The 24,759-nt window shown below is 53.5% G+C and carries 20 protein-coding genes; 5 read left to right on the plus strand and 15 right to left on the minus strand.

Annotation, left to right across the window (positions count from 1 at the left end; translation table 11 throughout):
• Positions 1-29: 29 nt before the first annotated feature.
• Positions 30-791 carry an AraC family transcriptional regulator gene (locus tag E2H98_RS00465; protein ID WP_198325195.1) on the plus strand — a complete coding sequence of 254 codons (762 nt, stop codon included), beginning with the start codon at positions 30-32 and terminating at the stop codon, positions 789-791.
• 32 nt (positions 792-823) lie between these two features.
• On the opposite strand, the gene prfH is transcribed toward E2H98_RS00465, so the two are convergent.
• The 7 genes from prfH to E2H98_RS00500 form a co-directional block, all read right to left on the minus strand.
• Positions 824-1,441, minus strand: a complete 618-nt coding sequence (gene prfH, locus E2H98_RS00470; protein WP_133593391.1) for a peptide chain release factor H — start codon at positions 1,439-1,441, stop codon at positions 824-826.
• Complete coding sequence (locus E2H98_RS00475) at positions 1,441-2,577, minus strand: RNA ligase RtcB family protein (protein ID WP_157591191.1); 1,137 nt, start codon at positions 2,575-2,577, stop codon at positions 1,441-1,443. Before E2H98_RS00475 ends, prfH begins: the two co-directional genes overlap by 1 nt.
• Before the next feature lie 277 nt (positions 2,578-2,854).
• Positions 2,855-3,718 (minus strand): pirin family protein, encoded by an 864-nt coding sequence (locus tag E2H98_RS00480; RefSeq protein WP_133593395.1) that lies wholly within the window; start codon positions 3,716-3,718, stop codon positions 2,855-2,857.
• Positions 3,719-3,783: 65 nt separating this feature from the next.
• Positions 3,784-4,629, minus strand: a complete 846-nt coding sequence (locus E2H98_RS00485; protein ID WP_133593397.1) for a universal stress protein — start codon at positions 4,627-4,629, stop codon at positions 3,784-3,786.
• A gap of 17 nt (positions 4,630-4,646) precedes the next feature.
• Positions 4,647-6,134, minus strand: coding sequence for a SulP family inorganic anion transporter (locus E2H98_RS00490; RefSeq protein ID WP_133593399.1), 1,488 nt, complete (start codon positions 6,132-6,134; stop codon positions 4,647-4,649).
• Between the two features lie 180 nt (positions 6,135-6,314).
• On the minus strand, positions 6,315-7,337 hold the full coding sequence (gene epd, locus E2H98_RS00495; protein ID WP_133593401.1) for an erythrose-4-phosphate dehydrogenase: 1,023 nt from the start codon (positions 7,335-7,337) through the stop codon (positions 6,315-6,317).
• Positions 7,338-7,524: 187 nt separating this feature from the next.
• Entirely contained in the window at positions 7,525-8,715 is a 1,191-nt protein-coding gene (locus E2H98_RS00500) for an amino acid aminotransferase (RefSeq protein ID WP_133593403.1), read from the minus strand.
• Between the two features lie 420 nt (positions 8,716-9,135).
• Between E2H98_RS00500 and E2H98_RS00505 the strand changes: the two genes are divergently transcribed.
• Entirely contained in the window at positions 9,136-10,290 is a 1,155-nt protein-coding gene (locus E2H98_RS00505) for a GGDEF domain-containing protein (RefSeq protein WP_133593405.1), read from the plus strand.
• Positions 10,291-10,336: 46 nt separating this feature from the next.
• Here the strand turns inward: E2H98_RS00505 and E2H98_RS00510 are convergent, their stop codons facing one another.
• The 4 genes from E2H98_RS00510 to E2H98_RS00525 all read right to left on the minus strand — a co-directional run bounded on the left by E2H98_RS00510 (position 10,337) and on the right by E2H98_RS00525 (position 15,603).
• Positions 10,337-11,782 carry a bifunctional 2-methylcitrate dehydratase/aconitate hydratase gene (locus tag E2H98_RS00510; RefSeq protein ID WP_133593407.1) on the minus strand — a complete coding sequence of 482 codons (1,446 nt, stop codon included), beginning with the start codon at positions 11,780-11,782 and terminating at the stop codon, positions 10,337-10,339.
• A gap of 136 nt (positions 11,783-11,918) precedes the next feature.
• A complete protein-coding gene (gene prpC / locus E2H98_RS00515) occupies positions 11,919-13,067 on the minus strand; it encodes a bifunctional 2-methylcitrate synthase/citrate synthase (protein ID WP_133593409.1) in 1,149 nt (382 codons plus the stop codon).
• Positions 13,064-13,954, minus strand: a complete 891-nt coding sequence (gene prpB, locus E2H98_RS00520) for a methylisocitrate lyase (RefSeq protein ID WP_133593411.1) — start codon at positions 13,952-13,954, stop codon at positions 13,064-13,066. Before prpB ends, prpC begins: the two co-directional genes overlap by 4 nt.
• A gap of 116 nt (positions 13,955-14,070) precedes the next feature.
• Positions 14,071-15,603, minus strand: a complete 1,533-nt coding sequence (locus tag E2H98_RS00525; RefSeq protein WP_133593413.1) for a fumarate hydratase — start codon at positions 15,601-15,603, stop codon at positions 14,071-14,073.
• A gap of 249 nt (positions 15,604-15,852) precedes the next feature.
• Between E2H98_RS00525 and pabB the strand changes: the two genes are divergently transcribed.
• From pabB to E2H98_RS00540, 3 genes are read left to right on the plus strand one after another with little or no spacing between them, the layout of a single operon-like run.
• Positions 15,853-17,241, plus strand: a complete 1,389-nt coding sequence (gene pabB, locus E2H98_RS00530) for an aminodeoxychorismate synthase component I (RefSeq protein ID WP_133593415.1) — start codon at positions 15,853-15,855, stop codon at positions 17,239-17,241.
• Between the two features lie 10 nt (positions 17,242-17,251).
• Positions 17,252-17,860: an NUDIX hydrolase gene (locus tag E2H98_RS00535; RefSeq protein WP_157591192.1), complete on the plus strand. Its 609-nt coding sequence runs from the start codon at positions 17,252-17,254 to the stop codon at positions 17,858-17,860.
• A gap of 46 nt (positions 17,861-17,906) precedes the next feature.
• Complete coding sequence (locus tag E2H98_RS00540) at positions 17,907-19,283, plus strand: L-serine ammonia-lyase (RefSeq protein WP_133593419.1); 1,377 nt, start codon at positions 17,907-17,909, stop codon at positions 19,281-19,283.
• A 56-nt stretch (positions 19,284-19,339) separates the two neighbouring features.
• Here the strand turns inward: E2H98_RS00540 and E2H98_RS00545 are convergent, their stop codons facing one another.
• The 4 genes from E2H98_RS00545 to E2H98_RS00560 form a co-directional block, all read right to left on the minus strand.
• On the minus strand, positions 19,340-19,798 hold the full coding sequence (locus E2H98_RS00545; protein ID WP_157591193.1) for a hypothetical protein: 459 nt from the start codon (positions 19,796-19,798) through the stop codon (positions 19,340-19,342).
• A 285-nt stretch (positions 19,799-20,083) separates the two neighbouring features.
• Positions 20,084-21,853 carry a GGDEF domain-containing protein gene (locus tag E2H98_RS00550; protein WP_232475517.1) on the minus strand — a complete coding sequence of 590 codons (1,770 nt, stop codon included), beginning with the start codon at positions 21,851-21,853 and terminating at the stop codon, positions 20,084-20,086.
• A 182-nt stretch (positions 21,854-22,035) separates the two neighbouring features.
• Positions 22,036-23,340, minus strand: coding sequence for a hypothetical protein (locus E2H98_RS00555; RefSeq protein ID WP_133593424.1), 1,305 nt, complete (start codon positions 23,338-23,340; stop codon positions 22,036-22,038).
• Between the two features lie 63 nt (positions 23,341-23,403).
• Positions 23,404-24,342, minus strand: a complete 939-nt coding sequence (locus E2H98_RS00560; protein ID WP_133593426.1) for a LysR substrate-binding domain-containing protein — start codon at positions 24,340-24,342, stop codon at positions 23,404-23,406.
• Positions 24,343-24,759: the final 417 nt, after the last annotated feature.

Raw genomic sequence — 24,759 nt, forward strand, 5'->3', positions numbered from 1 at the left:
ATAATTGGCCGTTGGCAAGGGGGATGTTGATGCTGACTGACAGCTTAAAAAAATGGCGCGGCCAATTCCTGGAGCAAGTCGCCGATCCGTTCTTTATGGAAACCATGTTCGACTCGATGCCGGACCTGTTTTTCTATATCAAGGACGTAAAGGGTCACTACGTGCTGATTAGTGATGCCATTGTCGAGCGCTGTGGTTTGAAACATAAACACGAGGCGATTGGCAAAACCGCGTTTGATTTATTCCCAGAAGTGATGGCCAAGCGCTACACCGAGCAAGATGAAAAAATTATCGCGACCGGCCGGCCACTGATCGACAGCCTCGATCTGACGGTGTTCAATAATCGTCGCCGTGGTTGGTGTTTGACCACCAAGCATCCGTTACGCAATCGAAAGAATGCCATTGTCGGTCTTGCCTGTCTTTCCAAAGACCTGATTGAGCCCAGTACACTGGGCTTTGTCGATGAGCAGCTTTCCGCCGCTACCGATTACGTGCGTGAGAATTATTCGGAAAATATCAGCCTGGAAGCCTTGGCCAAGATCGCGCATTTATCCGTGTCTCAACTGGACCGCCGCATCAAACGCATTTTCAATCTGACCACCGGCCAGTTCATCATCAAAACCCGCGTCGATGCCGTAGCCCGTTTACTGCTGGAGACGGAGCAGCCAGCTGGCACCATTGCGATTGACTGCGGCTTCTGCGACCAGAGCGCGATGTCGAAACAATTCCGGCAAGTCACCGGTTTTACGCCGTCGGCTTATCGCAAGTTTTTTGCTGCGGAGCAGATTTAGCCGAAAAAAAAGCCGGATCGCTCCGGCTCTTTTCAGGTTTGCTCGATAAACTTGGCGCCAACAAAAACTCGCACAGGGTTGCCGCGCTCAAGTTCATGATGGAGCTGTCTGCGTTCGGACTTTTGCTCGAGCAGTGTTTGCTGCTGTTGCTCAGCAAGCCGCTGCGCCAACAATAATGTTGCCAGCTTTTTGTTGGCGTGTTGACTACGTTCCGATTGCACCTTGACGCTGATACCGCTGGCGACATGCGTTGCGCGAATCGCCGAATCGGTGGTGTTCAAGTGCTGCCCGCCAGGGCCGGAAGCTCGCATCGCTTCGAACCGAATCTCCCGATCAAACTGCAGGTTCGGCGTGTCAAAACTGACGCTGCCGAAATACCAGTTTTTTCGTCGATGATGCGGTCGAAATGGACTGGCACAAATCCAAAGCATGGTGCCGCTCCAGCGTCTGGTGAGCAGTTCGGCATTGCTGCCTTCCAGGGCAAACAGTATCGAACTAAGCGTATCCGACTCAGCGCCGCTTTGATGCTCCAGTAACGTTGAACGGACATCCAGCGCAGCCGCCTCCTCCTGAAGCTTTCTCGCGGCCAGCGCAACCGCTCTACAGCACTCAATCGGGCCCTGTGCCGCTGATAATTGTAATAACTTCATCAGCAGCACTCCTCTCTGGTTTTGTAAGTCAGCACAGGTTTCAAACGCGCCAGAACTCGAATCAAGCCGGCCTGTTGCAGCACCTCCACAATGGAGTCGATGGGTTTGTACGCTTGCGGCGCCTCCTCGAACAATAACGCCTTGTCATCACAAATCACGCGGCTACCGAATGAGGTCCGCCGCAATTGTTCAACACCAAAGCGCTGATTCAGCCGGTCTTTGCATTCGCTGCGCATCCATTTTCTGCCCGCACCGTGCGCGATAGAAAAAAGGCTACGTGAATCCGCAATCGGCGCTACCAGATAGCTGTAATCGCCGCGCGATCCGGGAATCACGACAATCCCCCGATCGGTTGGCGTCGCACCCTTACGATGCAACCACCCCTGCTGACCATCAATCGTTGCGGCACTGACCAGGTTATGATTGACATCCAGCAGGCACTCCCCCTCAGCTCGCAGCTTGTTGAGAAGCCGACGAGCAATCAGTTGGCGATTGCCAACCGCATAGTGCAGCGCTTGCTGATGCTGCGCCAGATACTGCTCTGCCGGGGCAGAGCCCTGTTCGAGACCGGCATGACCAAATTGCTCAGTATGCGCACGCAATACCGATTCACCCAATCCGCGCGAACCGCTGTGCACAAGCAGCAACAATTGGCGTCGTTCAATACCAAGTGTTTGCAGACTTACGGCATCCAGCACCTGATCGAGCTGTTGCAACTCGGCAAAATGATTGCCTCGACCTATGGTGCCCAACGCATGCCGAAACGGTACGTCGCTCAGACCAAGTTCAGCAATTTCTGTATGCCAGTTTTGATCAAGGGGTAAATCAATGCTGCCGATGCGCTTTTCCAGTTTGTCCATGTGCAGTTTGTTGGTGGTGATATCGGTTTGCCATAAACTCATGCCACAGCCAATATCATTGCCGACCAACGCCGGATAAAAGCGCCCTATCGAAAAACAGGACGCGCCAACCGGATAACCTCGGCCTGGATGCAAATCCGGCATGCCTACAACTTTCGTCACGCCTGACAGTGTGGCGACGTGATGTAATTGCTGAATGGCAGTGCCTTCAATCCAGGTGTTTTCCGAAGCGATCAACGAAACCGCCTCGGACAAATTTTTGATAATAGTGTCCATTGCCCAATCCAAATGGGTTGAAAGAAAAGTTTGGAATGAAGCAGGCCGGAAACGGCCAAGGACGAGGAAACCGCGATTGCGGTTCAGCGTTAAGCCGTGAACAACCTGCAAAGGTTAGCGAATGTAGACATGCTTTTTGCTCCTTTGCTGTTGGTGGGATGAGTAGGCGCGCATCCTAAGGTAATTGAAATCGCTTGGCAAGCGCGAGATGTGTGCGCACGCGGTATGGCACCGTGAACATACATCAAGAATTTTCAGGATAAAAGCGCAGAAAGTTTCATCGCTCCGGAAGCGGTATGCGCTCTTCATCATCATTGGGTATGGCAGCAAATCGATGTGCCTTCCAGTCCGATTTAGCCTGTTCAATGCGTTCTTTTCGGGAAGAAACGAAATTCCACCAGATATAACGATGCTCGTTCAACGGCTCACCACCGATCAGCATCAGCTGACAATCCTCGTTGGCTTTCAGCATCAACGGATCGTTATCGCCAAGCACAGCCAGCTCGCCTTTGTTGATCACCTGATTCAGCATTTGCAATTGACCGCTGACGATATAGATGGCGCGCTCGGTAAACGGCGCTTGCAGTTCGCGAGTGACGCCTTTGTTCAAACGAATATCTGCAAATAAGGTTGGGCTTGGCGTTTTCACGGGTGACTGTTTGCCATCGAGCTCGCCGATCATCAGGCGAATTCGGCCGCCGTCAAACTCCTGGAACGGCAACTCGTTGACACCGTAATGAATGAATTCCGGTTCAGACTCCTCCCAGGAAAGCGGCAATGCCACCCACATCTGCAATCCCTGAACCGGAGTGCTTTGCTCGCGAACATCCATAGGAATACGTTCTGAATGGGCAATGCCGCTGCCGGCCAACATCCAGTTGACGGCACCGGGTTCGATGCGCTGCACAGAACCCAGCGAGTCACGATGCATGAAGGCACCGCTGAAAAGATAGGTGACGGTGGCAAGACCAATATGCGGATGTGGCCGGACGTCGCCTTCAGTGGTATTCGGTTTGAAGGTCGCCGGCCCCATGTGATCGAGAAAAATGAACGGCCCAATCATCGGAAAATCGGCAGTCGGCAGCAGGCGCCGAACGGTGAAGCCGATATTGCGTTCGCGACCACGAAGAATGTTCAACACTATTCACTCCTTGTCAGGAAAAATATGCAAGAAGTGTAGCAAATGACGCTAGGGCAAGGGCTCGCTCAGCGTAATAACAGAATCGGTGTTGTGCTGGTACGAATCATATGGTTGGTCGTGCTGCCGACCAGGAACTGGCGAATTCGTGAATGGCCATAGGCGCCCATGATCAGCAAGTCGATGCCATTCGCGGCTTGGTAAGCATGCAGGCTTTGCTCGACATCGCCAGCACGAATTGCCGTGACAGTGTCGAAACCCGCGTCTTGCAACTGACGCTCGGCGCTGTTGATTTGCGCGGCAGCATCGGCCGTATCAGCACCAATCATCACCAGATGAATCGGCAGGTCTCGGCACAGCTGACTGGCGGCCAGCATCTGCACACCTTTCTGAATCGTCGGGCTGCCATCGAAGGCCAGCATCGCGCTTCTTGGCGCGGTGAACTCATCCGGCACGACCAGAATCGGCCGATGCATGATGCGAATGATGCGTTCGAGCTGACTGCCTACATGATCGGCAGCGCTATCACTGCCATGACGCCCAAGCACCAACAAGCGAATGCCCTGCTCCAGCTCCTGCAAGGTATCGGCCAGCGCACCGTGCCGCTGCAACTGGTGTGGCTCGTTGATGCCGTTTGCTCGTGCGTGTTTGACCGCCGCGTCGAGCATGACTCTGCCCTGCTCCAGCGCCAGTTTGTTGCGCTGTTCATCAAGCGCGGCCAACTCGTCGAGCAAGTGTTCGCGACTGCCAAGCCCGATGTTGCCGGTCAGATTGCTTTTTACCGGAAACTTCTGCTGATCCAGCACATGCAAAAAACTTAAGGGTGCCGACAATTTCGCGCTGGCCCAGCAGGCCGAATCGCAAACCGCCGCGGAAGAACGTGAGCCATCAATACAGGCCATGACATGCGACATCGTGCGGGCTCCTTGAGTTAGTGGCTCATCAGTTTATCGATGGCATCCGGAGATTTGTACAGCCCGAATTTATCGACAATCGTGGCGCTTGCTTCATTGAGGCCGAGGACATGCACCGTAGTGCCTTCGCGACGGAATTTCAGCACAACCTTGTCGAGTGCGGCAACGGCCGTGATGTCCCAAAAATGAGCGCGACTCAAATCAATGGTTACCTCAGACAAAGCTTCTTTGAAGTCGAACGCAGCGATGAAACGATCAGCGGAACTGAAGAACACCTGACCGGTAACGATGTACTCACGATGCTGAGCCTCGGCCTTGAGTGTTGAACCGATATGCAGGTATTGACCAATCTTGTTGGCGAAAAAAAAAGCCGCAATCAACACACCGACCAGCACGCCGTACGCGAGATTATGGGTGAACACGACGACCACCACCGTGGCCAGCATGACGAGATTGGTCGACAGCGGATATTTTTTCATGTTGCGCAGTGAATCCCAGCTAAAGGTGCCGATCGACACCATGATCATCACGGCAACCAGCGCGGCCATCGGAATCAAACTGACCCAATCACTGAAAAATACCACCAACATCAGCAGCATGACGCCAGCGAACAGTGTGGACAAACGCGTGCGACCACCGGATTTGACGTTGATAACCGACTGACCAATCATCGCACAGCCAGCCATGCCGCCGAGTAAACCGGTAGCGATATTGGCAATACCCTGACCATTGCACTCACGATTCTTGTCGCTGTTAGTGTCGGTTAAATCGTCCACAATGGTCGCGGTCATCAGCGACTCCAGCAAACCGACAACCGCCAGCGCTGCTGAGTACGGGAAAATAATCGCCAGCGTTTCGAAATTGAGTGGCACTTCTGGCCAGAGGAAAATTGGCAGCATGTCGGGCAACTCCCCCATGTCGCCAACGGTGCGAATATCAACACCGAATGCGATGGCTACCGCCGTCAACAGCAGAATGCAAATCAACGGCGATGGCAACACCTTGCCAATTACCGGCACGTAAGGAAACAGATAAATAATGCCGAGGCCGGCGGCCGTCATCGCATAGACATGCCAGGTAACATCAGTCAGCTCTGGAAGTTGCGCCATGAAAATCAGAATCGCCAAGGCGTTAACAAAGCCAGTAACGACCGAGCGGGAAACAAAGCGCATCAGTGAGCCGAGCTTCAGCAAACCGACGACAATTTGCAGCACACCGCAAAGCAAGGTCGCGGCCAACAGATACTGCAAGCCATGCTCTTTGACCAGCGTGACCATCAGCAAGGCCATCGCGCCCGTCGCAGCGGAAATCATTGCCGGACGCCCGCCCGCAAACGCAATCACCACGGCCATCGAAAACGAGGCATACAATCCGACCTTCGGATCGACGCCGGCAATAATCGAAAAGGAAATGGCTTCCGGGATCAACGCCAGCGCCACGACCATGCCAGCCAGAATGTCGCCACGGATATTGGAAAACCATTGTTGGTGAATGCGGTTCAGCATGGTGGTTTCTCTGCAAATGCTCACCGGTGTTGGCCAACGCCTACATTGGTTACAGCCGATGCAACAAGGAAAATTCATTCAGATGCGGCGCAAAGGCACGCGAAGCCCGCTTTAACGGGGCGGCGATGATACCGGAAGCTGATGGGCAATGCCGAGCGATTAGCGAAACGATGTGACCAGTTAACGCGTTATGTGACCCGGAAACATCAGGCGCGCGACATCGAGCATCCGGTTGGCGAAGCCCCATTCGTTGTCACACCAGATCAGCGATTTAACCAGACGCTTGTGACTGACCCGAGTCAAGGAGCCGTCAACGATGCAGGAGTTCGGATCATGGACAAAATCGACCGAAACGAGTGGTTCTTCGGTGTAACGCAACACCTGACGAGGAAACGCCGATTGCGCTTGTTTAAGACAGGCATTGATTTGATCGCGATTGACATCGGCATTGACGGTCAAGCTGACATCCATCGCCGTGACGTTGATCGTCGGCACGCGCACGGCAATGGCCTCAAAGCGGCCCTGCAGATGCGGCAGAATCCGTTCAATACCGAGCGCCAGTTTGGTATCGACCGGAATGATTGAATGGCTGGCGGCACGGCTGCGACGAAAATCGTCGTGATAGGAATCGATCACTTTCTGATCATTCATCGACGCATGAATGGTGGTAATCGCGCCACTCTCGACACCGAATTGCTGATCGATGCTGTGAATCAACGGAATGACGCAATTGGTCGTACAAGAACCGTTGGAGACGATCACGTGTTCATCGCGCAGCGCTTTATCGTTGATGCCGAAAATCACCGTGAAATCCATATCCGGTGCGCCGGGATGGCTGAGCAACACTTTTTTGGCGCCTGCGCCGATATGCGCCTGCAATTCCTGATGCAATCCGAATACACCAGTACATTCAAACACCAAATCAACATTGAGATGGCGCCACGGCAGCTTGCTGATTTCCGCTTCGTGATAGAGCGCAATGCGATCGCCGTTGATCAGCAGCGCGTCCTGTTCGGCTTTGACTTCCGCCCGAAATTTTCCATGGCTGGAATCGTATTTCAGCAAATGGACAATGGCGTCAGGTTTGGCCAACTCGTTGATCGCGACAATCTGAATCTCTGGATGCTGACCATACTCGTACAACGCCCGCAAAATGGTGCGGCCGATACGTCCCAAGCCATTTATCGCGACACGAATGGTCATCTGGTTTAACTCTACCTCAATCGTCAAAACGTCTGCGCCTCAACGATGTTTGCTGTCTAAGAATCCTCGTCACTCCCGCGAAAGCGGGAGTCCAGTATAGGCGGTCAACTGGATGGATTCCCGCCTTCGCGGGAATGACATGACGGATTACGCGTAAAACCTACCTGACCAAGCGAGTTGGTCCGCCTCATAGCACACTTGCAATCGCTTTCGCGACATAAGCCATTTTCTCCGGCGTCAAACCAGCGACATTGATACGGCTGTTGTTGGTCATGTAGATGCTGAATGCTTTTTTCAGCGTCGTCACTTGCGCTTCATTCAAGCCCAGAAAACTGAACATGCCTTTTTCTTTGGCAATGAAATCGAAGCGTTGTTTCGTTTGCACATCATGCAATTGCGCCACCAGTGATTCGCGCAAGGACTGAATGCGCACCCGCATTGATGCCAGTTCCTGTTGCCATTCGGCGGTCAGCTCCTGTGAGTGCAGAATCAAATCGATGATCGCGGCGCCGTGAGCCGGTGGCATCGAGTACATGCCACGCGTGACGTTCAGCAATTGGCTGTAACCGGCGTTGGCCTGTTCCGGGTTGGCAAACACAACACTCAGTGAACCAGCGCGTTCGCGGTACAAGCCAAAGTTTTTCGAATAGGAGGCGGCGACGATTACTTCCGGCACCCGCGAGGCCAGCAGACGCAAGCCATAGGCGTCTTCATCCAAGCCCACACCAAAGCCCTGATAGGCCATGTCGATAAACGGTACAAAACCCTGCTTTTCAGCCATGGCCGCGACGACATCCCACTGCTCACGGCTTAAATCGGCGCCGCTCGGGTTGTGACAGCAGGCGTGCAACAACACCAAATCGCCTTCCGGCACAGTCGCCAGCACTTCGCACATGCGAGCGAAATCAATCTGATGATTGGCGTAGTCGTAGTACGGATATTCCTTCAGTTCCAAACCGGCATTGCCGAGCAACGGCACATGGTTGGCCCAGGTTGGCGTGCTGACCCAAATGCGCGCGGTCGGTTTGGCGCGTTTGACGAATTCTGCGGCGACACGCAAAGCGCCACAACCGCCAGGCGTTTGAATGGTACGCACGCGCTGACCTTGTACGGCTGGGTGCTCAGCACCGAAACCCAAATGCATCGCCGCCTCGTTGGCGCCCGGGTAGCCGGCAGGCGCCGTGTAAACCTTGGAGACTTCGTTGTTGAATCGCAGTTGTTCCGCTTTGGCAACTGCCGTCATGATTGGCGTACGGCCAGCATCGTCCTTGTAGATGCCAACACCGAGATCCACTTTCTGCGGATTCGGGTCTGCCTGATAGGCAGCAGACAGGCCAAGAATCGGATCGGGCGGCAACAACGGTAACGAGGCAAACATGTGAACTCCAGTCAGCAAATGGTCAGCACGGCTAGAAGCCATCTCAAAAAAGCCTGGAGCTCGGCGATCTGCGCGAATGCGGTGCTCGGAATCCTCATTTACCGCTTGTAAACTCCGGTTCCTGCGCTCCTATTCGCGCACCTCGCCATCGTCCAGACTATTTTTGAGATGGCTTCTAAAAACAGGTTCGCGATTATAAGCGATATCGCCGAGTTTTCCTTAATAAAATCAATAGCTTCTAACCATATTCAAACAGCATTGGGCATAGTTATGCCGAGCTGCCGCACGCCAGTAAGCCGCCGACTAGTGTGTCTCCAATCCGTTCAGTGGCTGTCGCGGCGCAGCGTTCCCTGACAAACGGCCTGGGCTACACTTGATGACAACGCAACAAACAACGGGTCGTAAGGGTAAATCCCCGCCGTGAATAACCTGACGTCTGAAGATTTGGGAAAGCAGACCATTCGCTTCAAGCGCTTTTTGATGGCGCTGACGACTTACACCCTGAACATCATTGCCGCCTATTTGATCCTGCAGCTTGGCCTTGGCGAGATCGAGCCAACAGTCTGGTGGTTATTTGTAGGCTCGACGATTGTCATCAATCTGGTGTTCGCGCTGATGTTCCTCAATCACTGGAACTTGCGCTTTCGCGATCCTTCACTAACCGCCTTGCAGATTCTGGTCAGTGCCAGCTGGGGCATGATACTGGTTTACGGATTGCCGGAAGCGCGGCCACTGATTTTGCTGTTTTTCATTCCGGCGTTCAGTTTCGGCATGCTGCGCCTGAACACTCAGCAATATGTTTTGGTAGCCGGACTCTGCCTCGCCGAATACGCCGGTCTGTTGTTCTGGGAGAATTTTTATCGCCCGACATTCAGGCTCGAATTCGAACTATTCCTGTTCGTGTTGTTTTCAGCGGTGCTGCTATGGATGGCCGTGTTTGGCGGCATGGTCAGCAAGATTCGGCGTGAGCTGAAACGCAAGACCGTGCAGTTACAACACGCCAATGAACTGATCACCCGGCAAAGTAGCACCGATGACTTAACACTGGTCTACAACCGCCGTCATGCGATACGGGTACTGAAGCATTTTCTCGCGATCGCCAACCGTTTTGAGATGCCGTTCAGCGTTGCACTGATTGATATCGATCATTTCAAACAGATCAATGATGAGCACGGCCATCTGGTTGGCGACGAAGTGTTGAAAGAATTTGCCCGGCGCCTGGCCGATTCGCTGCGTGAAACCGATGTCTTGCTGGCAACGACATTTCATCCGGAAATTCAGGATGAAGACAGCGATGTGGAATTGGAGTCTTTTGTCGCCCGTTACGGCGGTGAGGAGTTTCTGATTCTGCTACCGGGTGTCGACCAACCGCATTCGCTTTCGGCGTTGCAGCGCTTGCGTGAAGCAATTGGCATACAGGCTTTCTACGTACCGTTCCCGTTGGTTGTCCGCTTCTCTGCCGGTGTCGCCCAGTACCAGCGGGGTGAAACGCTGGAAAACCTTTTGCACCGTGCTGACGAAGCGCTGTATCGGGCCAAGAATTTAGGAAGGGATCGGGTCGAGTTTGCCGAATAATCGCTAGAAAAAAAGGCCGCTTTCACAGCGGCCTTTTCTTTATCGTTCAAATCATCATCAGATTCATGAATTCATTGACCGGTGTGGCTTCCAGTTCATCCTTATCCATCATCAATTCAATGATATCGCGGGCGTGCTTGGCCGGGAAACGCGTAGCGACATTGGCCTTGAACTTATTGACCAGTACCGGTATGCCCTCCTCGCGGCGCCGACGATGGCCGATCGGATATTCGACTTCGACTTTATCAGTTTTGCTGCCATCCTTGAAAAACACTTGAATGGCATTGGCAATCGAGCGTTTGTCGGGTGCGTGATAATCCTCGCTGTAACGCTTGTCTTCCTGTACCACCATCTTTTCGCGCAAGGCATCGATGCGCTCATCTTGGGCGGCAGCATCTTCATAATCATCAGCGGTCAGATTGCCTTTCAACAAACCGATGGCGACCATATATTGCAGGCAATGATCACGGTCGGCTGGGTTGCGCAGCTCGCCGACTTTGCTGATGATGCGAATGGCTGATTCATGCGTGGTCAATTCAATGCGATCGAGCTGATCCAGTCTGTCGATGATTTTCGGATGCAGCTTGACCGCACATTCAACCGCCGTTTGCGCATGAAACTCGGCCGGGAACGAAATCTTGAACAAAATCTGTTCCATGACATAGCTGTCGAACTCGCGCTGGAATTCAAATTTCTTGCCTTTGAACAGCACATCATAGAAACCCCATTTCGATGCGCTCAATGCCGAGGGATACCCCATCTCGCCGGTCATCGTAATCAACGCCAAACGTACGGCACGCGAGGTGGCATCGCCGGCAGCCCAGCTCTTGCGCGAGCCGGCATTCGGTGCATGACGATAGGTGCGCAACGCCTGGCCATCGACAAACACCTGCGAGATGGTCGTCATGATGTCTTCCCGATCACCACCGAGCATTTCGGTCACCACGGCTGCTGAGGCAAGCTTGACCAGAATGACGTGATCAATACCAACCCGATTGAAACTGTTTTCCAGCGCCATGACGCCTTGAATTTCGTGCGCCTTGATCATCGCCGTCAGCACATCGCGCATGGTCATCGCTTCATAGCCTTCGGCGACTTGTTGACGGCTGACGTAATCGGCAACGGCTAGAATGGCACCGAGATTATCGGAAGGATGACCCCACTCGGCGGCAAGCCAGGTATCGTTGTAATCGAGCCAGCGCACCAACGTGCCGATGTCGAAAGCCGCCTTGACCGGATCGAGCTCGTAAAGCGAGCCCGGCACACGCGCGCCGTTCGGTACCACGGTGCCCGGCACTATTGGCCCGAGGTGCTTGGCGCATTCCGGATAGCGATATGCCAAAAAACCGCAACCGAGCGTATCCATCAGACAGTATCGCGCCGTATCGTAAGCCTCTTCAGTTTCGATGCTGGCGTCGATGACGTAATCAGCAATCTTCTGAATTTCCTTGTCCCAGTCCGGACGCTCATTCCGATCAAACGTATTGGCCATGATTGCGCTCCTTGTCGTGATGTCCGCCTTGCGCAGACGGGTTCAATTCAGTCGATGTGCCATCAACTATAGTCGCTACAACAAATTCAGCCGCTAAAAACGCACAATCCCCGCCTGGGCGGGGATTGTTCATTGCTTAGCGGCGTTCGCTCATTGGCTTCCACTGCAGATTTTCCGGACCCGTGTAATTCGCACTCGGCCGGATGATTTTGCCATCCTGACGTTGTTCGATAACGTGCGCGGCCCAACCGGTAGTACGCGCGATAACAAATATCGGCGTGAACATCGCAGTCGGAATGCCCATCATGTGATAGGAAACGGCAGAGAACCAATCCAGGTTCGGGAACATTTTTTTCTGTTCCCACATCACCGACTCCAGACGCTCGGCAATATTGAAGAGTTTCATGTTGCCTGCTGACTGTGACAAACGACGGGCGACTTCCTTGATCACTTTGTTTCGCGGATCGCCAATAGTGTAAACCGGATGACCGAAACCGATGACGATTTCTTTGCGGCTGATGCGTTCCTTGATATCGGTTTCCGCTTCTTCCGGTGTGTTGTAGCGCGACTGAATATCAAACGCGACCTCATTGGCACCACCATGTTTTGGACCACGCAGCGCGCCGATGGCACCGGTAATCGATGAATACATATCAGAGCCAGTACCGGCAATGACGCGACCCGCGAAAGTCGATGCATTGAATTCATGCTCGGCATAAAGAATCAGCGAGGTGTGCATCGCACGCACCCAGGCATCCGATGGTTTGGTTCCATGCAACAGATGCAGGAAATGGCCGCCAATGGAATCGTCATCGGTTTGCACTTCAATGCGTTTTCCGTTGTGGCTGTAGTGATACCAATACAGCAGCATCGAACCGAACGAAGCGATCAAGCGATCGGCCAGATCGCGAGCGCCAGCAGCGTTGTGATCGTCTTTTTCCGGCAATGCGGTACCGAGCGCCGAACAACCGGTGCGCAGCACATCCATCGGGTGAGCGGTCGAAGGAATCGCTTCCAATACGGTTTTAACGACTTGCGGCAAACCGCGCAACGCTTTCAGTTTGGTTTTATAGGCTTTCAGCTCGGCCGCGTTGGGCAGGCGCTCATGCACCAACAGATAAGCAATTTCTTCGAACTCGGCCGAGTCGGCAAAGTCGAGAATGTCGTAACCGCGATAGTGCAGATCGTTACCAGTACGGCCGACGGTGCACAGCGCCGTATTGCCGGCAGGCACACCGGACAGCGCTACTGACTTTTTCGGCTTGGGGGTTGTCGCTTCAGTCATTGCTGTTTCTCCTTCGCAAATAATTGGTCGAGTTTTTCTTCGTAGCTATGATAGTTCAAGTGGTCGTATAGCTCGGCGCGGGTTTGCATCAATGGCACCGCGGCTTTCTGTGTGCCGTCACGGCGAATGGTTTGATAAACCTCCAGCGCCGCTTTGTTCATGGCTCGGTAAGCACCACAGCAATACAACACGATATCGACACCGGCACCGCCGAGTTCTGTGGTCGTAAACAATGGTGTTTGGCCGAATTCAGTGATGTTGGCCAGAATCGGCACTTTCACGGCATCTTTGAATTGTTTGTATTGTTCCAGTGTGTAAATCGCTTCCGGGAAAATCATATCAGCGCCAGCTTCAACACAAGCGATGGCTCGCTCAATCGCTTTTTCGATGCCTTCGACGGCGATGGCATCGGTACGCGCCATGATCACGAAACTGTCGTCGGTTTTGGCATCGACAGCAGCCTTGATGCGATCGACCATTTCGTTTTTCGGCACGATCTCTTTGTTCGGGCGATGACCGCAACGTTTGGCCGCAACTTGATCTTCGATATGCATCGCCGCCGCGCCAGCTTTGGTCATTGAGCGCACCGTGCGGGCAATATTGAATGCCCCGCCCCAACCGGTATCGACATCAACGAGCAATGGCAAATCGCAAACATCGGTAATGCGGCGAATATCGGTCAGCACATCTTCCATCGTACTGATGCCCAGATCCGGCATACCCAATGAGTTAGCCGCAACACCGCCACCACTGAGATAAATCGCTTTGAAACCGGTGCGCTTGGCCATCAACGCCGCATAAGCGGTAATGGTGCCAACCACCTGTAACGGATGCTCTTCGGCAACGGCTTGTCGGAATTTGGCTCCGGGTGTCAGTTTCTCTGTCATGTCGCTTTCTCAATGTTTTGTTGGGGGCAAACTCGTTTCGTTAAGTAACTTGCAACGGTAACGAAAAGAGTAAAACAACACAGCCCGATGGTGGCGCACCACCATCGGGCTGTCGATCATGCTTTAGTCGTGACCGGCTGCTTTTTCAGCATGTCCTCAATCTTGACTTTCCATTCGGCCGGGCCGGTTTTGTGTACCGAAGTACCTTGGCTGTCGACCGCTACCGTCACCGGCATGTCCTGCACTTCAAATTCGTAGATCGCTTCCATACCTAAATCTTCAAACGCGACGACTTTGGCTTTGCGAATCGCTTTCGAAACCAGATACGCGCTGCCGCCAACGGCCATCAGGTACACGGCTTTATGATCTTTGATGGCGCTGATCGCTTCGTCGCCACGTTCGGCTTTGCCGATCATGCCGGCAAGGCCTGTTTTCTCCAGCATCATGCGTGTGAACTTGTCCATCCGCGTTGCGGTTGTCGGGCCGGCCGGGCCAACCACTTCGTCACGCACCGGGTCAACCGGGCCGACGTAGTAAATAAACTTGCCGGTGAAATCGACCGGGAGTTTTTCACCTTTGGCAAACATATCGGCGATGCGTTTATGGGCGGCATCGCGACCAGTCAACATTTTGCCGGACAGCAGCAGCGTTTCGCCCGGTTGCCAACTAACGATCTCTTCTTTGGTCACGGTATCAAGATTGACGCGGCGAACTTTCTCGCCGACTTCCCAAGTCACTTGCGGCCAGTCGTTGACGTTTGGCGCTTCGAGTTCGGCAGGGCCGGAACCATCGAGCGTGAAATGCACGTGACGGGTGGCCGCGCAGTTCGGAATGATCGCGACCGGCAAGCTCGCGGCGTGAGTCGGGTAATCCTTGATTTTGATATCGAGCACGGTGGTCAAACCGCCGAGGCCCTGAGCACCGATACCGAGTTGATTGACTTTATCGAACAACTCCAGACGCAGCTCTTCGAGCTTGTTCTGTGCGCCACGCTTTTGCAGTTCGTGAATATCAATCGGGTCCATCAGCGATTCTTTTGCCAGCAACATGGCTTTTTCGGCTGTGCCGCCTATGCCGATGCCGAGCATGCCCGGCGGGCACCAGCCAGCGCCCATTAGCGGCACGGTTTTCAGCACCCAATCGACGATTGAATCGTTCGGATTCAGCATCGCGAACTTGGATTTATTTTCTGAGCCACCGCCTTTAGCGGCTATATCGACCTGTACGGTGTCGCCCGGAACCAGTTCAACGTGAACGACTGCCGGAGCATTATTACCGGTGTTTTTGCGCGGACCGGCCGGATTGACGACGACCGAGGCGCGCAAGGGATTGTCAGGGCTGGCGTAAGCGATGCGGGTGCCTTCGTTGACCATCTCCTGCACCGTCATATCAGTTTGCCACTGCACGTTCATGCCCACCTTAATGAAGGCGCAAACGATGCCAGTGTCCTGGCAGACCGGGCGATGACCTTCGGCGGACATCCGGGAGTTGATCAGAATCTGGGCGATGGCGTCTTTGGCGGAGGGGTTTTGTTCGCGCTCATAGGCTTCAGCCATGGCGTCGATGAAATCTTTCGGGTGGTAATAGGAAATGTACTGCAAGGCATCGGCAATGCTTTGAATGAAGTCTGCCTTCTTGATTACCGCCATGAAAAATGCTCCTCGTCACTGGGCTGATGTTGTCGCTGTATAGGCCCTCAATGGCGCACAATCCGGTCACGATTAGCCATTGCGGCTCCGGTATTGCGGCGCATCAAGCGTACCTGATAATGGTCAGACCTTCAAACGCTTGTTTGAATGCCGTTTGGAATAAGACGGCCAAGGCTTGGGGCCCGACAAAAAGGGCCAATATGATACGCTTGCGCCCCGCCAGTTCCCAAATTTACCTAGTCAAACACCTTGTCCTCGCCCAATCGCTATCCGCAAAAACTCAAAGCCTTGCCTTATCCCGGCCGCGATGGCGTGCTGGCGCTGTTCGCTCCGTTTGCTGATTTGCTTGGTGCAGTATTGCTTGATAGCGCCGGTTCAGCCGAAGGCCGATACGACATTTTCTCGGCGCTACCAGAAGTGCTGCTGACCACCCATGGCGAGCAAACGCTGGTGCATACCAGCAATGCGGTCAAATCCTTGACCGATGACCCGTTTGAGCTGATGCAGCAGCAACTGGATTTTTACCGGCCGATGTTTCATGAGCAGGCGGAGCTGTTGCCGTTCAACGGCGGCCTGATTGCCGCGTTGGCTTATGATCTTGGCCGACGCATCGAGACGCTGCCCAACATCGCCGAACACGATTTACCGATTCCCGAACTCTATGCCGGCATTTACCAATGGGCCTGCGTCATCGACCACGAAAAGAAAACCGCCGCCGTCTGGCAGTTCGGGCAGATGTCGCTTTCCACCAGCAATTTCGTCATCAATGCGTTTCTGCACAGCAAGGCGCATAGCCCGTTCGAACTGCGCAGCCCCTGGCAAAGCAACCTTTCGCGCGAGCAATACGGCGCGGCGTTTCGACGTGTGCAGGAATACATCCGCGCCGGCGATTGCTACCAAATCAATCTGGCTCAGCGTTTTCAGGCGGAAACCGAAGGGCATCCATTCGATGCCTATAAACGCTTACGTCAGCTCAATCGCGCGCCCTACTCGGCTTATTTGAATGGCGGCAAATTTCAGTTGCTTTCGGTTTCACCGGAACGCTTTATTGAAGTGGAAAACCGTCGCGCGAAAACCGAACCGATCAAAGGCACCAGGCCGCGGGCAATGAATCCGGAGCAAGACGAAGCCAATGCCGAAGCGCTGCGAAACAGTGAGAAAGATCGCGCCGAAAACGTCATGATCGTCGATCTGCTGCGCAATGACTTTGGCAAGCACTGCAAGATTGGCAGCGTAAAAGTGCCGGAGTTGTTCGCCATTCGCCGTTTTCCGGCCGTGCATCACATGGTCAGCACCGTCACCGGCGAACTGCCGGATAATGTCTCGCCCTTGCAATTGCTGCGCGACTGTTTTCCTGGCGGCTCGATCACCGGTGCGCCGAAAGTACGGGCAATGGAAATCATCGACGAGCTGGAGCCGCAACGTCGCAGCTATTATTGCGGCAGCCTGATGTATGCCGATTATCGCGGCCGCATGGACAGCAGCATTCTGATTCGCACGCTGGTGCACCACGAACAGCAATTATATTGTTGGGCTGGCGGTGGTCTGGTTGCTGACTCCGATGAACAGGCAGAATATGATGAAACGCTGGCCAAGGTCAGCCGCGTCCTGCCTGTGCTGGAATCGCGCCACAACTGAAGAAGCCACCGTGCACTGCAGCCGCCATTTCATTCATAGCCGTTACCGCCAGGTGCTGTACCGTTCACCGGAGCGCGGTATTGCGCAAACCCCGCCAAGTCATTTGCGTCACGCCGCCGTGCTGATGCCATTGGTTGAAACCAATGGTGATTTACAGGTGTTGTTCACGCAGCGTGCGGCACATTTGCGGCAACATGCCGGACAAATCAGTTTTCCCGGAGGACGTGTCGAAGATGGCGACGCCTCACCTTTGGCTACGGCGTTGCGTGAAGCCGAAGAAGAAATCAGTCTGCGTCCCAGCCAAGTCGAAATTCTTGGGCCATTACCACCATTCATCACCAGTACCAGCCAGTTTTTCATTCAACCCTATCTCGGCTTTCTGCATCAGTTTCAACTGACACGCTGGGACATCAATGAAGTCGACGAAGTGTTTTTTGTGCCACTTTCCTGGCTGCTCGATCCGGCCAATCGGCATCGTCGAATCGTCACCTGGCAAGGCCAGCAACATGAGCTGTTTGAATTCCCTTGGGAAGGTAAACGCATCTGGGGTGCAACCGCCGCGATGCTGATCAGCTTTATAGAACTACTTGGCCTTACCACCCTCGAACACACTCAGTGATATCATGCTCAGGCGATCTCCCCCAATCGTTCTGACAGGATAAAAAGTGGCAATCAGCGTTTTTGATATGTTTTCAATTGGTATCGGCCCTTCCAGCTCGCATACCGTAGGCCCAATGCGCGCCGCCAAGCGCTTCGTCAATCGTCTGGAACAACAGGGTTTACTGGCGAAAACAGCACGTGTCACCGCTGAACTCTATGGTTCGCTAGGCGCTACCGGCAAAGGTCACGGCAGTGACAAAGCCGTGTTGCTCGGGCTCGAAGGTGATTTGCCGGATACTGTTGATATCGAATCCGTCGATGCGCGTCTGGAAGCGATTGCCAAAGAAGGCAAACTCAATGTCAATCAACAGAAAGTTTTGTCTTTTTCTCTCAAAGATGATTTAGTTTTTTACAAACGCCAAACCTTACCGGCGCATCCGAACGGCATGAAATTTTTTGCTTTCGACGAGCAAGGCAATGAATTGCTGAGCCGCACCTACTACTCCGTAGGGGGTGGCTTTATCGTCAGCGGTGATGTCAACCCCGATGATCCGATCATCGAAGACGACACCAAGGTCAAATACCCGTTCAAAACCGGCGAACAATTGCTGAATCATTGCAAAGAGCAAGGCATCAGCATTTCGACATTGATGCTGGAAAACGAAAAAGCCTGGCGCCCGGAAAAAGAGACTCGTGAACACCTGCTGCGCATCTGGAAAACGATGGAAGCCTGCGTCAAACGCGGTTGCGAGAAAGAAGGCATTCTGCCCGGTGGTTTGAAAGTCAAACGTCGTGCACCAGCGATATACCGCAAACTGCGCGCCGAGAAAAATACCTCTACCGATCCGCTACACGTCATGGATTGGGTTGATTTATTCGCACTGGCCGTCAACGAGGAAAATGCTGCTGGCGGCCGCGTCGTGACCGCGCCAACCAATGGTGCTGCCGGCATCATCCCGGCAGTGCTGCATTACTACCGCGTATTTCATCCGCAGGCCGATGAAGACGGCATTGTCCGCTTTCTGTTGACGGCTGGCGCCATCGGCATTCTGTACAAAATCAATGCATCCATTTCCGGCGCAGAAGTCGGTTGTCAGGGTGAAGTGGGTGTTGCCTGCTCGATGGCAGCCGGAGCGCTGACTGAAGTGCTCGGTGGTTCGCCTTCACAAGTCGAGAATGCCGCTGAAATCGGCATGGAACATAACCTAGGCCTGACTTGCGATCCGGTCGGCGGATTGGTGCAGGTCCCCTGCATTGAGCGGAATGCAATGGGTGCGGTAAAAGCCATTAACGCTTCGCGTCTCGCACTGCGCGGCGACGGTACACATAAAGTATCGCTGGACAAAGTGATCAAGACGATGCGTCAAACCGGTGCAGACATGAACAGCAAATATAAAGAAACCGCACGCGGTGGTTTAGCCGTCAATATCATCGAATGTTGAACTCGCCCTCCATGAAGCAAAAGCCAGGGCAAGGACGCGCCCTGGCAACATGATTCTTATTCGGAAATTGTTTTGCTCAACAAGGCAATCACGTTCTCAGGTTTAAGCTCCGGCTCGCTGCTGCGACGCAGTTGGCCCCAAGAAAAAAACGTATCGCCTTTCAAGACACCAGCGGCTGTTCCGTTGAAATACGCCTTGTCGCCAACACCTGGTAACACAATGGATTTCTTACCCAATTGCAGCAGCCTCATTTTGCTTTCGAATTGTTTTTCAGCATTGTCGCTGGATACCTCCAGGGTGACCCGGCGCTTGGGTTTATCCTTCTCCGTGTAGACACACATCGAAATGCCGGTGGCGGTAATTGTCACCTCTCCCTCATTAAAAGTGCGACCCGTAGCCGCCTGCAGATCGGCGGAACTCAGTCGGCATGGACTGTTGGCCAATGCATCATCCGCGTTAATGACTATGGCCATACCGATAACCATCCAGCGTAAAGCGAGTTTCATTGTTTCCATAAACTTTATGCTCCTTTGACTGACATCCGCAAACCAAACAGTGATAAGTAGTGCCAGCCCAAAAGTATCGGTAGTCCAGTCGCTACGCAAGACAAAGCTGTCAGCTTCTTTAGTACATTTGGCTAGCTTGGTGTACACCTCATGCATGCATAAAACACACACATCGGATCATGACTGGCGAGACTAGGCAACAACGCTTGACGAAGCAACAGACGGATGCCGACATAAGTACCGTTACGAGACAATCGCAAGCGATGTATTCGCTGTTTGATTGATTGAATATATTCATGAAACGGCGGGCATTGGTGTTGGAGCCGGCATCACCCGGTTTCTTCCTTCCGCTTTGGCCTGATACAGCGCGTTGTCGGCCCGGATAAGCAGCTGCTTAAAACTTTCATCGTCGTTCTGAGCGCTAGCGACACCAAAACTGGCCTGCGTGAGCACCCCATCGACCGCCAGCTCTTCGCTTATCACCTCAACCTGCTGACGCAAGCGCTCAGCTAAACGAAGCGCGGCATCACTGTCGGTATGCGGCATAAGCAGAACAAATTCTTCACCGCCGGTGCGGCCGACAAAATCCGTTGCTCGCAATTCTTGCCGACACATTTGAGCAAAGTGCTTCAGCACCTGGTCCCCTACTTCGTGGCCAAACTGATCATTGATTTGTTTGAAGAAATCCAGATCGATAACGGCAATACTGAAAGGCTCCGGGTAGCGTCTTGAACGGGCAAACTCTGTTTCAGCTCGTTGCATCAATGCTCTCCGATTTGGCAATCCGGTTAGCACATCGGTATCAGCCAACTCACGTAGGCGCTGACTGATTCGACTGTTGCGCCAAAGCAGCCAGAGCAACGCGGCAATCAGTACTGCAGCCACGGATACCCCGGTCAATAACGCTCGATTTCGCCGGTTACCTGCCTCAATCTGTAACGCCTGCAGGGCATTATCCCTCCGCAATAATTCTGCCTCTCTTGCTGCCAACTCCGTAGACAATTCGTTGACACGTTGTTGTTTGGCCAGGTTTTCCTTTTGTAGTGCCGCGAGGCGACTTTCCATGACCTTGCCTTGTTCCGTCATTGCCTGTTCCAGGCGCCCGAAACTCGCCAGAATCTGTGCACGTTGATCACGCAGTAGCAGTTGCAAAAAGTTGGTTTGCAGTTTCTCGTTGCGGGCAATGGCTTCATTGATAAATGCCATTGCCTCCTTCTCTTGATCCAGGTTGCTGGCAATCCGTGCAGCCAACTGCAACCAGCGGATCATCGGATACGGCAAATCAGCCGCTCGCGCAATGGGCTCTACCTGCTCCAGCAATTGCTTGGCTTCGCTGTTCCGATCCGCATCGGCCAACATGAACGCCACCGCTAGCACGGCAAACAGCTGATTCAACTCACTACCATGTTGTTCCGCTTGCTGACGATATCGCCGCTGCCACTCCAGACCTACACTTACGCCTTTCTCATAAACAACCATCCAGGCAAACTGGCTGTACAGGTAGCCGAATAACAAACCGGAACGATTCTCGCTCGTTCTTGCAATCACTTGCTGACCGAGACGCCACCCCTCCTGCCAATTGCCACTCCAATTTAGCGCATCGATATAGGCAATTTCTGTTTGCAAGCGCAGCCATTCGGGCGTGTCGGCGTCCATGGATTCAAGGGATCGTTGCAGAATCGGCAAGCCGTTGGTGAAATCATTCTGGGCCGTTCGTAATCCGCCATCGACTGCTGCCGCAAACTGCCTCGTCATTGCTGACGCGTGTGTACCTGCCATCGAATCAGCATAAACGGCAGCAGATTGTTTTAACGCATCGGTGGTGAGGCCTCGCAGATCAAGCAGCAAAGCCTGTAGAGCACGCAAACGGAGCGCTGCGTCCGGATTCATTGCTTGCCAGCGCAAACCTTGTTGTATCGCGCGTTCGGCTTGTGAAGAGTCTAGCAACGCAAAATAAGCGCATGCGCGAATCCAAGCCAGTTCGGCCGAGTGTGCGCTGGCCTCGGAGGTGATTTCCAGTTGTTCCAGGTTTTTTAATGCATCGTTGGGCCGCTGCCAGGCCATATCCGTCAAGCGAGGCAGCTCCTCGATTGACGATGCCTGTATCGACGTAACTGACAACAGCATCCACACGGCTAACGTGCGTATCAGGAATATCGCATACCTGGGCATGGGTTGGTGAACCGAAGCATGGCTGATGATCGATAAAACGAGTATAGCTTCTTGTGGGAGGTTCGAATGGTATGTCAGTACAGAACCAATCCAAGCGCTTGCCGCAGGGTTTCGCCACTCCAGTCGGCGCGCAAAACAATAACACCGTCTTCGGTCACCGGTCGTTTATCGGCAAATGGCGTCCAAACCAGGTGAGGGAAATGCAAGGCACTGCGAATGTCCCGGAACCTAGTGATATCGCTCAGTGACGTACTGAGAAGAATCGGAGGTTGATAACCAGCCTGCAACAAACTGATTGCCTGTTCTGCATTCATCGTGGCCAGGGTGAATCCTGGCGGCAGCAGGCTTTGAATGATTGCTGACACTTCGGTTTGCTCACAAATGCACCAGAGCATGGAGTCTTCTTGCGCGGCTTCTGACTGAACCGATTGGTCGGTGGCAATCAATGCGCAAATGCTATTGCCAATGGCCGCATCGCCCATCGCAAAGACGGTTCCATTGAGTTGTCGAAACAGCCCGAGAACCGGCGTAAGCCCCAAACCTTTTTTATCATTGATTAATGAATTGAAGAAATAGGGTTGAAAAAGCTTTTCGCATTGATACTGGCTGAATCCTTTGCCTTGTTGGCTAAGGCGAAGCACCGCGTAACGGCCTGGCTGTATGCCTAACATCACCGCACTTTCTTGTCGTATATCTACCGTTGCTGCTTCGGCGTTGATAGGTTCTGAGGAATATTTTTTTAAATAGTGCGCCAGCAGATTCAGTACTTCTCGCAGCACTTTCGGGTCCAGCGACAGCTCCAAACTTTCACCCGATTGGCTGCAGCGTATACCTTGAGCATCAAGCTGGTCGACGATAAATAATGGCCAACTAACCGCTTGCTTTTGCATCATGGCGCGACCCGCCGATAACAGCAATTGTCGCGTGAATCCCGATGCTTGCTGGCCGGAATCGACAATGGTTTGCAACTGCCCGTAGACCGCATGCGTCGGCGGTAAATCGAGCATGGCCAATTCGGCAAAGCCCATCATCGCGGAAAGATAATTATTGAAGCTGTGGACGATACCGCCAAGCATTTCGGCTTGCGGTAAGCGTTCGTCAACCGGTTGCTCGGTTGCTAGCCAGTCCCATTCCAGCAGAAAGTGTGGAGGCTGTTGTTCGATGCGAACACGCGCGGTTTGCCACATGCCATCACGTCTGGCTCTGGCATTGATTTTGGTGGCGGGAACATTTAGTTGTTGGCAAACAACGGCCCAATCCACCGGATGAATGAGTTGGGCCGGTTCTTGTTCGCCGAGTTGCGCATGCCAAACGGCATTTTTTTTCAGCGTTTGTCCGCTGGCATCAACCAGCACTTGAGGAAAAGGCGACGCATCCATGATCGAAATACAGCGAGATTTCCGGTGGCGATAAGTGCTCGCTACTGTGCAAGACTACCGCCGTTAATGCAACGGAATTTGCTGGTCCTCGACCAAGGCAATTTGCTCTGCCTCGTGCCGATGCTCCGCCGCCCGCTCCAATAATTTCGGTGTCAGGATCGGGCTGATGCATTGGGCGAAGCCTTGCAAAAAGCTGCGCCAGTGCAGATCGCGGCGGTAATTGAAATAGAAATAACCGCCGGGAAAATCGGACTCGGTCGAATGTAAGCTGAGGTCGCTGTCAAATTGCTGGTCATACGCAATCGACGGCATCAAGCCCACGCCCCAACCATTGCGCACATAGGTTTTTACAACGGTGGCATCACTGCTGACCAATAACCATTGCTGATTGGATTTATCCGAAGGCAAGGCCTGATGCAGATGCTCTTCAGCCTCTTTGTCGGAGGCAAACACCAGCAACGGCTCGCCGTTGCGCGACTTCTGTTGCTTGGTCAACCAGGCGTAACGCCAGCGAGCGCAAGGCAAACTGACCATCGATGGTGAAGAAATCGGCTGCAGGCTGATGATGATGTCCACTTCGCCAAGGTCCAGCCAATCGGCGAAATGACTTTCTTCGCCTTGGCGCATCTGCAGGTGCACTTTGTCGAACTCCTGCAAGAACGCCTGCAGCTTGTTCGGCAGGAAATGCCTTGCCGCCAATGGACAAGAGCCCAAGCGCAAGGTGCCGGAATTCGGATGGGCGTAATCCTTGGCGATTTCCTTGATGGTTTGCGAATCGTGCAGCACACGAGCCGCGACGTCGAGGATTTGGCGACCGGCTGGGGTAATATCGACCAGGTGCTTGCCGCTACGGGTGAAGATCTGGATGCCCAGTTCGTCCTCAAGCAGCCGTATCTGCTTGCTGACCCCTGGTTGCGAGGTGTACAGCGCTTCGGCCGTGGCGGAAACATTGAGGTTGTGACGGGCGACTTCAAAAATGTAACGCAATTGTTGCAGCTTCATATCCTTCGCTACTCCTCTTCTCCTGGAATGGCCCGAACCAACAACGGTTGGCGGGTCATCGGATTGCCGCAATCAGGTAAGACGAGCAGGCGCGCTGGTTAAAGCCTGTTCACCTGTAATTTGGCAGAAAGCGCCGACAGCCGCGAATTCAGGCTGCATCTTCGGGAGGGGGTCACGGCGGTTCTAGCTGGTGTGCCTGTCCATAGGCTTCGGGAGTCCGCCTGCTGTCCTGTGCGCTTGCCCTCCTCCGGCTTCAAGCTCGCACAGGCCATAAAAAAGGGTCTGTCTCATAACCTCTTTGCTTAATCATAGTCATTGTTCAAAAAAGCGCCAAGCCAAAAACAGCGAATATTCGCCGGCCCCGGTTTGCTGCCATCTCCGTATAATGTGCGCCCTTCGATTCACCATTCCGGATAC

Origin of the sequence: Permianibacter aggregans, assembly GCF_009756665.1 — a bacterium.
GTDB lineage: Bacteria > Pseudomonadota > Gammaproteobacteria > Enterobacterales > Permianibacteraceae > Permianibacter > Permianibacter aggregans.